The sequence below is a fragment of the Desemzia sp. C1 genome, assembly GCF_020882875.1.
GTDB classification, from domain to species: Bacteria; Bacillota; Bacilli; order Lactobacillales; family Carnobacteriaceae; genus Desemzia; species Desemzia incerta.
On the sequence record NZ_JAJIZP010000003.1, the window covers coordinates 1274060 to 1287359 of the forward strand.

At 38.8% G+C, this 13300-nt stretch carries 10 protein-coding genes; 7 read left to right on the top strand and 3 right to left on the bottom strand.

The window, feature by feature from the left end; all coding sequences use genetic code 11:
* Nucleotides 1–87: 87 nt before the first annotated feature.
* Both istB (LMF32_RS06565) and istA (LMF32_RS06570) read right to left on the bottom strand, forming a co-directional pair.
* The gene (gene istB, locus LMF32_RS06565; protein WP_047927680.1) at nucleotides 88–825 is read right to left on the bottom strand and encodes an IS21-like element helper ATPase IstB; all 738 of its coding nucleotides are present in this window, start codon (nucleotides 823–825) and stop codon (nucleotides 88–90) included.
* Entirely contained in the window at nucleotides 815–2053 is a 1239-nt protein-coding gene (gene istA, locus LMF32_RS06570; protein ID WP_230524247.1) for an IS21 family transposase, read from the bottom strand. The genes istB (LMF32_RS06565) and istA (LMF32_RS06570) overlap by 11 nt, the downstream gene beginning before the upstream one ends.
* 127 nt (nucleotides 2054–2180) lie before the next feature.
* Between istA (LMF32_RS06570) and LMF32_RS06575 the strand changes: the two genes are divergently transcribed.
* From LMF32_RS06575 to istB (LMF32_RS06585), 3 genes are all read left to right on the top strand, one after another.
* Nucleotides 2181–3694, top strand: a protein-coding gene (locus LMF32_RS06575; protein ID WP_230523472.1) for an IS3 family transposase whose coding sequence is annotated in 2 segments (ribosomal slippage) — nucleotides 2181–2799 and nucleotides 2799–3694 — 1515 coding nt in all. Because the reading frame shifts where the segments join, the coding sequence is not laid out codon by codon here.
* Between the two features lie 180 nt (nucleotides 3695–3874).
* Entirely contained in the window at nucleotides 3875–5422 is a 1548-nt protein-coding gene (gene istA, locus LMF32_RS06580; RefSeq protein WP_230524248.1) for an IS21 family transposase, read from the top strand.
* Nucleotides 5419–6174: an IS21-like element helper ATPase IstB gene (gene istB / locus LMF32_RS06585; protein WP_230524249.1), complete on the top strand. Its 756-nt coding sequence runs from the start codon at nucleotides 5419–5421 to the stop codon at nucleotides 6172–6174. The genes istA (LMF32_RS06580) and istB (LMF32_RS06585) overlap by 4 nt, the downstream gene beginning before the upstream one ends.
* Before the next feature lie 219 nt (nucleotides 6175–6393).
* On the opposite strand, the gene LMF32_RS06590 is transcribed toward istB (LMF32_RS06585), so the two are convergent.
* Nucleotides 6394–7907 (bottom strand): IS3 family transposase gene (locus LMF32_RS06590; RefSeq protein ID WP_230523472.1). Its coding sequence is split into 2 segments (ribosomal slippage): nucleotides 6394–7289 and nucleotides 7289–7907, totalling 1515 coding nucleotides; the frame shifts between segments, so codons are not numbered across the junction.
* Between the two features lie 121 nt (nucleotides 7908–8028).
* On the opposite strand from LMF32_RS06590, the gene LMF32_RS06595 reads away from it, so the two are divergent.
* The 4 genes from LMF32_RS06595 to LMF32_RS06610 all read left to right on the top strand — a co-directional run bounded on the left by LMF32_RS06595 (nucleotide 8029) and on the right by LMF32_RS06610 (nucleotide 13021).
* Nucleotides 8029–8778 carry a hypothetical protein gene (locus LMF32_RS06595; protein WP_230524250.1) on the top strand — a complete coding sequence of 250 codons (750 nt, stop codon included), beginning with the start codon at nucleotides 8029–8031 and terminating at the stop codon, nucleotides 8776–8778.
* 330 nt (nucleotides 8779–9108) lie between these two features.
* Nucleotides 9109–9357 (top strand): hypothetical protein, encoded by a 249-nt coding sequence (locus LMF32_RS06600; protein ID WP_230524251.1) that lies wholly within the window; start codon nucleotides 9109–9111, stop codon nucleotides 9355–9357.
* A gap of 192 nt (nucleotides 9358–9549) precedes the next feature.
* Complete coding sequence (locus LMF32_RS06605) at nucleotides 9550–11265, top strand: ABC transporter ATP-binding protein (protein ID WP_230524252.1); 1716 nt, start codon at nucleotides 9550–9552, stop codon at nucleotides 11263–11265.
* A gap of 1 nt (nucleotide 11266) precedes the next feature.
* Nucleotides 11267–13021: an ABC transporter ATP-binding protein gene (locus LMF32_RS06610; RefSeq protein ID WP_230524253.1), complete on the top strand. Its 1755-nt coding sequence runs from the start codon at nucleotides 11267–11269 to the stop codon at nucleotides 13019–13021.
* Nucleotides 13022–13300: the final 279 nt, after the last annotated feature.

Here is a 13300-nt window from a genome sequence, read left to right on the forward strand (position 1 = left end):
ATACCCAATTGTCAAGGACAGTATAAAATTGTAGGTTTATGACAGAATAAAAATGTAGGTTTTTGACAGTCTAATTTAGAAGTCCATTTATATTTTCCCTTTCATACGATATGATTTTCCAGTAATCTTGAAGACTTTAACATGGTGAACCAGACGATCAAGAATGGCGGCGGCTATTTCAGAATTCTGAAATAGCTCCCCCCATCGAGATAAGATAATATTTGTCGTAATCATTGTTGATTTTTTTTCGTAACGCATCGTTAATAGTTGAAAGAAGAGGTTAGCTTCAACTTTTTGAATTGGTAAATAACCTATTTCATCAATGATCAAAAGATCATATTTGGCATATCGTTTCAGAACACGATCGACGGTCCCTTTTTCAAAGGCAGAACGAAGACGTAAAAGTAATTCATGACAACTGATAAACAGCGTACGGTAGCCTTGATGACATGCTTCAATGCCTAATGCAATGACAAGGTGTGTTTTCCCTACACCAGGGTTTCCAATGAAAACTAAGTTTTCTTTTTTCTCCATAAAAGCCATATGTTTCAAGTCTAGAATCTCTTTTTTGTTAACGCTTGGTTGAAAGTTGAAATCAAATTCTTCAAGTGATGTCCGTTTGGGAAAGTGTGCGCGCTGGATGACACGTTCCACAGTCTGATTCGTTTGAAAGTCTAATTCTTGATTAGTTAATTCTAGAAGAGCTTCTGTTAAAGAAAGCTCATCCCGATTGGCAATTTCAATATAGTTTGGCACATATTCTCTCATATGTTTTAAATTCAAGGCCTCTAGATTATTTAATAGCTTTTGATAGTTACTGCTCATTCGAAGGCACCTCCAGTAAATCATATTGCTTTAAACTCCGTTTAATATGTTCTTGGATGTCATCTTCTTCTTTGTGGCTCATGACATCTGATTTAAGTATCTGAACCAAATCTTCTTGGTTATAGTTCAATCTTTTTGTGGTAAGTGGGTGTGAACGAATCTGTTCTCCGTTATAATAAATGTGCACGTACTCTTCGTTTTCGGAAAGATCCAAGTCAACTTCTTTTCCGATATAACGAGGCTCTACAGAGTACCTACATTTGCGGAAAATGACCATTGCTTCCTTTGTGACTTTACGGCGAATAGAGTCTTCAAAATAAGGATTTAACAAGTCATCTTTTAGCTTATGGAGGTGCTCTTTTTCATTAATTTTCCAAAGTATATCAGGAATCTCGTCCGTTGCTTGAGACACTTCCGAATTTAATTCATCACAAAGTTCGTCAACGATTCGAATGAGGTCTGTCGAATCATAAAATTCATGATTGTAAACCCGTAACCGGTCCATTGTTCTGGCGAGAGCTTCTACGCTGCCTTTTGTTTGGGGGCGAAAAGGACGACAGACCATTGTTCTGAACCCTGCATCTTTACTAAAAGAATAGAAGCGATCGTTTAAATGAACCTGAGAGAATTGAGTTCGTGACCGGTCGACGACAGTTTTCATATTATCGAACCATATTTCTTCTGGAACACCACCGGTGTGATAAAAGGCATCATTCATGCACTCAAACAATGTATCTTGTTTACGATCAAAGGTAAGCGTAATAAATTTCTTCTTTGAGTAGGGCAATATATAAAGGAAAATATTAAAGCGGAAGACTTCTCCCTGACTGCTTATCAGTCGCATTTCTTCTTTCCAATCGATTTGTGCTGAAAGACCAGGCGTATATTCGACGCGTACCGTTGCTTTCTGTATCCGTTCTTTTTTCACTCCACGGCAATAGTCTCTAACAAGACTGTAACTCCCATCGAACCCTTTCTTTTGTATGAATTTGAAGATACTTTTAGCGGTACATTGATCTTCTAACTTAATATCTATGATTTGTTTGAATGAATCTAATTTACTCGGATATGTCCTCCTTGTTTTAGGTTTATTACCTTGTAACGCTTCTTCATACGCTGCTTTAACCGTACGATAGTCACATCCGTATTGTTCCGCTAACGCAGTATAATTGGGCTTTATGCCATCAATCATATGTTTTTTCACTCCGTCTCTGATATCTCTTCTCATTCCTATTCCACTCCAATTCTATAGGGGATAAGAAGAGTATATAAAAAATGTATGAATATTGCATATGAATAGAGCCAACTGGAGGTGCGGACATAATCTTGGACAACTATAAGTCAGGAGAATGTCCATGTACTCTTACGAAGAAAGAATGAAAGCTGTAAAACTTTACATCAAATACGAACACTCTTTGGCGTCAGTCATTCATGAATTAGGCTATCCTTCTTCAAAAGCTTTATACAAATGGTTTAAGGAATATGAAGAGAATGGTGATCTTTCTAAGACTTCAAAAAGAAAACGTGAATTTACGCAAGAAGAAAAGCAGTTTGCTGTTAATCACTATATCGAATACGGTCGCAATTATTCTAGAACTGTTCGCATGTTGGGTTATCCAGATAGAAACATTCTTAGCGATTGGTGTAAAGAACTTGCACCTGAAGCTCGTAAAATCAGGCGAAGTAAGTTAAACTATTCTCAAGAGCAGAAAAAAGAGGCCGTTATCCATCTTGTGAGCCGAGAAACCTCTGTCCACAAAATTGCTGAGCGCCTGCAGGTCACCCGTAAAACGCTCTATGATTGGAAAGAGGAGCTCATCGGAGAGGAGCTTCCACCTAATATGACGAATATGCCTGATAGCCCTCAACTAGAAGGGTTGAAAAATGAAGTTGATGTTTTAAAACAAGAAGTTTATCGACTACGAATGGAAAAAGATATCTTGGAAAAGTCTGCCGAACTTGTAAAAAAGAATGGGGCATCAATCCAAAACATTTCTCCAACAAGGAAAAAACAAGAGTGATTGATGCATTAAAAACCTTTTATCCATTGGCACTTTTACTAGAGAATTTGGATTTAGTTAAGAGTAGTTATTATTACCACAGAAGTCAGGCTAAGCTTCCGGATAAATATGCTGATCTAAGGGTAATGCTTAAAGATATTTTTATTGAAAGTCGTCGTACGTATGGCTATCGTCGTATGCATGACGTTCTAAAAAAGCAAAATATTGTTGTTTCCGAGAAAGTTGTTAGACGGCTTATGAAGGAAGAAAAACTCATTGTTCATTCAGTAACTAAAAAGAAATATAGTTCATATGCAGGTGAAATTACTCCCGCGACACCTAACCTTATTCAACGAAATTTCAAAGCTGAAGCACCTGACAAAAAGTGGTTGACAGACATTACAGAATTTCGTATTCCCGCCGGAAAAGTCTATCTATCGCCCATTATCGATTGTTTTGACGGGGCCTTAGTTAGTTGGACTATCAGTACACAACCAAATGCGGAGCTCGTTAATAGTATGTTTGATCAGGCACTTGATACACTCGCTGATAATTCAAAGCCAATCATACACTCTGATCGCGGAGCTCACTACAGATGGCCAGGTTGGATTGAAAGGATTAAAACCAACGGTTTGACACAGTCCATGTCTAAAAAAGGATGTTCACCGGATAACTCGGCTTGCGAAGGGTTTTTCGGTAGACTTAAAAATGAGTTCTTCTATGGCTTTAAATGGGACAATATTTCAATTGACGCATTCATTGAACTACTTGATGATTACCTGCATTGGTACAATAACAAAAGAATAAAATTGTCTCTAGGCGGTCTCAGTCCGATTGATTACAGAAAGAAACTAGGTTTAATTGCTTGAAAAAGTCCAAAAAAACATCCGCACCTCCACTGTGCGGAATAAGGAGCCAGTAATTGCGGGAAATAGAGCCAACAACTGCGTGCAAGAGAGCCACTTAAATATATAGCTTAATAAAAGAAACCTTCTGTATAATGATATTGCATGCCATCGGGCATGACACTTTATACAGGAGGTTTTTTCATGATTCAATACCGTAAGATTCTGGAGTTGCACTTCAACGATGTCTCTCAGCGCACTATTAGTACCAGCGTTGGAAGTTCGCGAAACACAGTTTCAGATGTTATCAAACGTGCTGAAAAGTTAGGGCTAGAACGTTTGGCAGATAATATGAACAATCACTGGCTGGAAGAATTTCTCTTTCCAGAGAAACAAGCGATTGAGAAAGGTTACTTTCCACCCGATTGGGAAAAGGTTCATCAAGAATTACAGAAGAAAAACGTGACCTTAAAATTACTCCACATGGAGTATGTTCAACAGGCACGCGACGGTGAAAAAATTCCCTATGCTTATCGGACTTTTGCCGAGAATTATGGAAAGTATGCGAAGAAATATAAAGCAACAATGCCTATACGAAGGAAACCGGGTGAAGTATTAGAGGTTGATTGGGCTGGTTCTACACTGTCTATTAATGATCGTTCAAATGGAGGGACGTTAACGGTATATATTTTCGTAGCCACCTTTCCCTACAGTCAATACAGTTATGTAGAAGGCTTTTTAGATATGAAATCCGCCAACTGGTTAACAGGTCATATTCATGCTTTTGAATATTTTGGTGGGATTCCAGAATCACTAGTCCCTGATAATTTAAAAACAGGTGTGTCTAAACCTTTGCGTGGAGAACCCGTTCTTAATGAAGCTTACCGTGAACTAGCTGATTACTATCAAACCGTTATCGTTCCCGGAAGAGTACGGAGTCCAAAAGACAAAGCGAGTGTTGAAGGAACCGTTGGGTTCATTTCTAGACAAATTATAGCTGCTTTACGTCACTATCAATGTTTTGATCTTCGTGATTTGAATCAGCAAATTTGGAAGAAACTCAATGAACTAAATCAAGAAGCCTTCCAAAAACGTCCCGGTTCAAGAAAAAAAGCATTTGACGAAGAGGAGAAATCCTACCTTCACCCCTTACGTCAAACACGATTTAAGTTGTCAGAATGGAGAAGTGCAAAGGTTCAACCAAATTACCACATTCAAATCGAACGCATGTATTACTCCGTTCCCTACGAGTATATCCAAAGTGACGTTGATATTCGTCTCTCAAAGGATTTAATTGAAGTATACTTTAAAGACGTTCGAATTGCATCCCACAAGCGATTATATGGAGAAATCGGTCAGTTTTCAACCCTTTCCGAACACATGCCAGATAATCACCGTCTCTACCTAGAACATACGCCTGAAAACAGTCGAGAATGGGCACAAGGCATTGGATCAAATATGGAAGAGTTTGTGGAAATCTTGCTTAAGAATGGATCTGAAAAAAAGGCTCTGAATCAATTAATGAGTTTACGTAGTCTAGAAAAGAGATACTCAAAAGAAGAGATGGATCTCGCTGCTCAAAACTTACTGCTCGCTTCTTCTAACCCTACGGTTAGTGTCTTTAAAACGATTCTTGCAAGAAATAAAAAGCGTGAACGAGCAAAAGATAATGGATCATTGACCAAATTGACGACGAGTGAAAACTATGGGTTTGTGCGCGGCGCAAACTACTTTGGAGGGAACCGTAAATGACAAATGAAGAAACGTTACGTAAATTAACAGAAATGAAGATGAGTGCAATGGCTGATTCATATAAAGAGCAAATGAATAATCTTGATTATCAGGATATGACGTTTGAAGAACGTTTTAATTTACTTGTAGATCATGAGTATTCTCGTCGTCAATCAAACAAACTACAACGTTTGATTCATCAAGCCCAATTCAATGAACCCTCGGCAGCTATTGAAGACATTGAATATCACCCTGACCGTCATCTGGATAAACACCTTATTCTTGAACTGGCTGCAGGTAACTATATAGAAAAGCATTTAAATATCATATTAATGGGAGCCTCTGGAAATGGAAAAACATGGTTATCAAATGCCTTCGGCATTCAAGCCTGCCGACAACATTATAAGGTAAAATATGTTCGTCTGCCAGAATTATTAGATGAATTTATTTCAGCCAGAAATGAAGCAGATGGGAGTTTCCGTCGCTTAATTAAAAAGTATAAGAAAGTTGACTTACTCATCATTGACGAATGGTTATTAACAGTATTACCTGAAGAACATACCTTAACGTTATTTGAAATCATCGAATCTCGTTTGAAGACCGCTTCTACCATCTTCTGTTCACAAACTGCTCCTGAAGGATGGTATGAAAAACTAGGTGAAGCCCTCGTAGCCGACGCGATTCTTGACCGTATCGTGCATGATTCTTATAGTATTCTGATTGACGGTGAGGTTTCTATGCGTGAAAGACATGGATTGAGAGCTAGTATCTAACTTTTTTTAAACTGAATGCTTGTCCTTTCAATATTATTGATCATTAGGCTAAGCGACTAACACATTAAATGAGTATACAAACAGTTCGCATTAAATAATAAAAGAGAAAGCCAATGATTCAATCATTGGCTTTCTCTTTCGCACTTAGTGGCTCTATTCAATGCAACAAGTGGCTCTGAACTCCGCATAAGGGAGGTGCGGATGTTTTTTTGGACTTTTTCAAGCAATTAAACCTAGTTTCTTTCTGTAATCAATCGGACTGAGACCGCCTAGAGACAATTTTATTCTTTTGTTATTGTACCAATGCAGGTAATCATCAAGTAGTTCAATGAATGCGTCAATTGAAATATTGTCCCATTTAAAGCCATAGAAGAACTCATTTTTAAGTCTACCGAAAAACCCTTCGCAAGCCGAGTTATCCGGTGAACATCCTTTTTTAGACATGGACTGTGTCAAACCGTTGGTTTTAATCCTTTCAATCCAACCTGGCCATCTGTAGTGAGCTCCGCGATCAGAGTGTATGATTGGCTTTGAATTATCAGCGAGTGTATCAAGTGCCTGATCAAACATACTATTAACGAGCTCCGCATTTGGTTGTGTACTGATAGTCCAACTAACTAAGGCCCCGTCAAAACAATCGATAATGGGCGATAGATAGACTTTTCCGGCGGGAATACGAAATTCTGTAATGTCTGTCAACCACTTTTTGTCAGGTGCTTCAGCTTTGAAATTTCGTTGAATAAGGTTAGGTGTCGCGGGAGTAATTTCACCTGCATATGAACTATATTTCTTTTTAGTTACTGAATGAACAATGAGTTTTTCTTCCTTCATAAGCCGTCTAACAACTTTCTCGGAAACAACAATATTTTGCTTTTTTAGAACGTCATGCATACGACGATAGCCATACGTACGACGACTTTCAATAAAAATATCTTTAAGCATTACCCTTAGATCAGCATATTTATCCGGAAGCTTAGCCTGACTTCTGTGGTAATAATAACTACTCTTAACTAAATCCAAATTCTCTAGTAAAAGTGCCAATGGATAAAAGGTTTTTAATGCATCAATCACTCTTGTTTTTTCCTTGTTGGAGAAATGTTTTGGATTGATGCCCCATTCTTTTTTACAAGTTCGGCAGACTTTTCCAAGATATCTTTTTCCATTCGTAGTCGATAAACTTCTTGTTTTAAAACATCAACTTCATTTTTCAACCCTTCTAGTTGAGGGCTATCAGGCATATTCGTCATATTAGGTGGAAGCTCCTCTCCGATGAGCTCCTCTTTCCAATCATAGAGCGTTTTACGGGTGACCTGCAGGCGCTCAGCAATTTTGTGGACAGAGGTTTCTCGGCTCACAAGATGGATAACGGCCTCTTTTTTCTGCTCTTGAGAATAGTTTAACTTACTTCGCCTGATTTTACGAGCTTCAGGTGCAAGTTCTTTACACCAATCGCTAAGAATGTTTCTATCTGGATAACCCAACATGCGAACAGTTCTAGAATAATTGCGACCGTATTCGATATAGTGATTAACAGCAAACTGCTTTTCTTCTTGCGTAAATTCACGTTTTCTTTTTGAAGTCTTAGAAAGATCACCATTCTCTTCATATTCCTTAAACCATTTGTATAAAGCTTTTGAAGAAGGATAGCCTAATTCATGAATGACTGACGCCAAAGAGTGTTCGTATTTGATGTAAAGTTTTACAGCTTTCATTCTTTCTTCGTAAGAGTACATGGACATTCTCCTGACTTATAGTTGTCCAAGATTATGTCCGCACCTCCAGATGGTACAAATTAGATGCAATAATCACAATTTTAATACAGCTTGGGAAAACCCTTTGAACAGCATGAATACCATGGAATTATTGAACCGAATAGAGGATTATAGAAAAGTAGACCTTAAGAGAGTTAGTGAAAGCGAATTATTTGATTTAACTTTAAAAACGATGCCTTGTTTGTCTATTTCTGCTCGAGACATCCCTGCAGATACCAAGCTATTTAGGGTTCGTAGAAAGCAAAAAGGTGCACAATTCAAAAGAAAAACTGATGTTTGGTACCCTGAATCAAAATATGTAACAGAGCGACAAAGATTAAATGATGTTGGGGAACCAATATTGTACACTTCGTTAGATAAAGCAACTCCTTTTTATGAAAGTAAAGCAAAAATTGGAGATTCATTTGCTCATTTCGAATATGTTGTCAAAAATGGTCAGCATATTCAAGCGACATCGGTTGGAATGAATGAAGTGTTTTCACAAGCAAATTTTAATGGACAGGGGAATATAAATAATAGAATTATCGAACAATTTTTGCATACAGAGTTCACAAAAGATGTTGGTATTGGAACTGAATATTTATATAGAATATCCATTATGTTAGCAAAAAATTTTTATGATATCCCCCACTGTGATGGTTACATGTATCCTTCAGTAGCTATTGGAAAAGGAATAAATATTGCGATAAAACCAGATTCTGTTGATAAGAAATTGCAACTAACAAGAGTAACGAATTTAGTAGTTACTTCAATAACAGATAATGGCACTATAGGATTTGATGAAGAGAGTCAAGCAACTTCCATAGATACTCTAGGTAATATTAACTATTGATCTATCAAATAAAAAGTTACGTTGGTTCAGGCATGGCTTAGGCTATTACTTACAAAGATTACTTTGAAAAGTTTAGCCGTTGAACCAAACTATGTGGTAGTTAAAAAATATATAAAAAATAGCTTCTAATTGACAATATTGGAATTATTGACACTATTTACTTGGATGGTATCCTTTTTGGTTTGTGAAATAATCTGGGAATAAAGATTGAATCAGTTGGATAATTCAATCTTTTTTATTTCCTGATTTATAAAATAAATAAATACAAAATAAACTCCAAATGGTAAAATAAAGCGTATTCAAAAAAAATAATGATATGGAGAAATGAGTATGCAATCAAAAATGATTTATAGTGCGCCTTACGAGGCAGCAAAGTTTATTATGTATCCTAGGGAAGTGGTTATTCGTTATAAGAGTGAACCTTTAAATGGAGTCTCGTATAAATATGCCACGGAAAAAGAAACACTAGACGTTTATGAGTTTTGTATGGATTTGATGGAATACTTGGAGAAGAAACTAGAGTTTGAGGATATTGAAACGACATTTAAAGCAAAGTTAAAGTTGAAATTGGAAAATTAAGAGTACATCTTTTATTTTTTGTAATCGGATAAACTAGTGCTGTTGGGACGTAAAAAAAACGAAGCTTTTATAAAGGCTTCGTTTTTTTTTTGTGATTTATTTGTGGAATCCACTGTTGACTCAATTTTTTAGATTTGTTCCCACAATTTTTAGGTTATAATAAACAGGAATTGCAACAAAGGGAGTGAGTCAATGGTGCAATTATTGCATTACGTGAAGGATTATAAACGGCAAGTTATTTTAGGGCCGTTTTTTAAGTTTTTGGAAGCTGTGTTTGAATTGATATTGCCTTTGTTGATGGCAAAGCTGATTGATGAAGGAGTGGCGCAAGGAAATAGTCTGAAAATTTGGCAAATGGCTGGGTTAATGGTCTTGATGTCGGCAGTTGGCGGGGGATGTGCACTGATTTGTCAGTATTTTTCTTCGATTGCTTCGCAAGGATTTGGGACGGAGCTGCGGAATCAGTTGATGAAGAAAATCAATACGTTATCCCACGATGATTTGAACAAGTTCGGTACAGATACATTGATTACACGGATGACAAATGACATCAATCAATTGCAGCTGGCTTTAGCCATGTTGATCCGTTTAGTGGTTCGGGCGCCGTTTCTAAGTGTTGGTGCTGTCTTGATGGCTTTTATCATCGATGTCAGGATGGGTTTTCTTTATTTGTTGTTATTGCCTATCTTCTGCGTTGTTTTGGTGTTGATCATTCGCTATACAGTGCCTTTATACAAAAAGGTGCAACAACGTCTGGACACGTTAAATGAGCTGGTGACTCAAAACTTAAGCGGCGTTCGGGTGATTCGTGCTTTTGCCAGAAAAAAGAGTGACACGAAACAGTTTGCCAGCAGTACGGATGAATTGGCACAAGTCAATGAAAAAGTGGCGAATGTCTCTGCGTTCCTCTCACCCAGTACGAACCTGATCATGAACATAGGAGTCATTATTCTATTATACTTAGGCGGTTTCTCTGTAAACAACGGGTCTTTACAACCAGGACAAGTTCTAGCCCTGATCAATTACATGAACCAGATGTTGTTAGCCTTGATTGTGGTTTCCAATTTAGTGATCATTTTTACCCGTGCTGCTGCTTCGGCACAACGGGTGAATGAAGTGTTGGACACGACACCCAGTTTAACTTCTCCTAAAGAAGGGAAGACGAGTGAGGATACTTCTGCGCCATTAGTGGAATTTAAGGATGTCGATTTCCGCTACAGCAAAGAAGCCGGCTTGTCTTTAAAAAACATCACCTTTTCCGTTTCTGATAAGGCGATGATCGGGATAACCGGTCCGACCGGGAGTGGGAAGTCCACTTTGACCCAATTGATTCCGCGCTTTTACGATGCCAGTGCTGGGAGCGTCAGTTTTCTAGGGCTGGATGTCCGGAAATGGGATATGGCGGAATTGCGTGAAAAAATCGCGATGGTCCCACAAACGGCTGTTCTGTTTAGTGGAACGATACGAGAGAACTTGCAATGGGGGAAAAATGACGCCAGCGATGAAGAATGCTGGCAAGCTTTAGAGACGGCTCAAGCTAGCGATTTCGTGAAGCATCTTCCAGACCAGCTGGATTCGCTAGTAATGGAAAACGGAAAAAACTTTTCAGGTGGACAACGCCAACGTTTGACCATCGCCAGAGCCTTGATCGCTAAACCCATGCTGCTGATACTGGATGATTCGTTGTCTGCTTTAGATTACCAAACCGATTTGAATTTGCGGGAAGCATTGAAGCGGGACATGGATTGTACCGTCATGATTATTTCGCAAAGAATCCGCTCTTTACAAAAAGCGGAGGAAATCTTATTGATGGATAGCGGTCGATTACTGGCTAAAGGAACTCATGAAGAATTACTAGAAACCTCGCCGGATTATCAAGCATTAGTTGCATCACAGGAGGAGAATTAAGATGAAAAAATTATCTTCCCAAGGATTGCGTTACTTTTGGCCTTATTTGCTGGCTTATCCCAAAGAGTTGATCGGTGCTAGTTTGTTTGGCATCGTCAATGGAGCAACGGTCGTCTTGATGACGTATTACATTGGGGTTTCTGTTGATTTGCTAATTGGTGCTGGTAAGGTAGATTTTTCCGGGTTGTTTCGGATATTGATGCTGTTCGGCGGGTTTTTAGTTTTAACGGTACTCAGCCAATGGGTCATCCAGATTTTAGGGAACCGGATTGCTTATAAATCGGTTGCTGAACTCAGGAAGGAGACCTTTGAACAGTTGAATCGCCTGCCGTTAAGGTACTATGACCAAACGGCGCATGGGAATATTGTCAGTCGTTTTACCAACGATATGGACAATGTCTCGGCTGCGATTTCAGCGGTCTTTATTCAATTGTTTTCAGGCGTATCGACTTTGGTACTGGCTTTAGCGTTTATGTTGTATTTGAGTCCGTTGTTGACGTTGGTTGTACTGATTGCTACGCCGATTATTTTTACCGTGATGTGGTTAGTAGCCCGGGCTTCCCAACACAATTTCAGAAGCCAGCAGAAAATTACGGGAGAACTGTCCGGTTTTATCAATGAGCGCATTCGGAATCAGAAAATTGTCAAAGCCTTCCAACAAGAACAGGATTCTCAAGAACTGTTTGAAGAAATCAATCAGCGCTTGTATGTAGATGGACAAAAAGCTCAATTTTCTTCTTCATTGACGAACCCTCTGTCACGTGTGGTGGATCACTTAGCCTACATTTCGGTGGGATTAGTCGGGGGATTATTGGCATTGAGCGGGAATTACGGGGTAACGATTGGAGTCATTTCCAGTTTCACAATTTACTCTAGTCAATTTACGAAACCTTTTATTGAGATTTCAGGAATCACTACGCAGATTCAATTGGCTTTGGCTGGTTTGGACCGGGCTTATGACATCATTCAGCAGCCGATCGAAGAACCAGATGAAGAAACGGCTCGTGTACTGACACAAGCCAAAGGAGCGGTCTCTTTTCGGGATGTAGAATTTGCGTATGAAGAAGGGCAAACGTTGATCACGGATTTTAATTTGGAAGTGGAGCCAGGAGAAACGATTGCTATTGTCGGGAAAACGGGAGCTGGGAAATCAACATTGATCAACTTATTGATGCGGTTTTATGATGTCGATAAGGGGAGCATATTAATTGATGGAACCGATATTCGACACATCACTCGGGATAGTTTGCGGAAAAGTTTCGGAATGGTGCTGCAGGAAACGTGGCTGTTTGAAGGTTCTTTGCGAGCAAACTTGCGGTATGGTCGCAAAAGCGCGACGGATGAGGAAATCTTCGAAGCGTTGAAAATGACCTATATGTATGATTACGTAGCGCGTCTTCCGGAAGGCTTGGATACGCGTATTGGCGACAATGGGATCAAAATCTCTGATGGACAACGCCAATTGCTGACCATTGCTCGGACCATGATTTCTGAACCGGATATGCTGATTTTAGATGAGGCGACCAGTTCGGTAGATACGTTGACAGAGCAAAAAATCCAATCGGCGTTCTTGCACATGATGGAAGGGCGAACCAGTTTTGTGATTGCCCATCGTCTGTCAACGATTCGGGATGCTGATAAAATTCTCGTGTTGGATCAAGGGAATATTTTAGAAATCGGGAGCCATGATGAGTTGCTTGCGCAAGATGGCTATTACAAGAAGCTTTACAAGGCTCAATTTGCGGCAGAAGAATAATAAATAGTATATACAGAACAAAGCTCAGGACTGAGAGATGAAACATCTCGGTTCTGAGTTTTGTTTTGTGCTTAGTTAATTTGCATTCAAATAGCTTCTTGAAACTGTTTAGCTTAAGCTTTTTTTGGATTCTCTAACTCAGCTAAAATATCCATGACTTTTTGGTATTCTAGATTTGGGCTTCCCTCTAAATTCTTATCTGTGATCTCAAATGCTACATCAAAAGAAAAGATTTTTTTCTTGATGGGCGTCAATTTTTTTGCTGAAATTCTGTCCTAT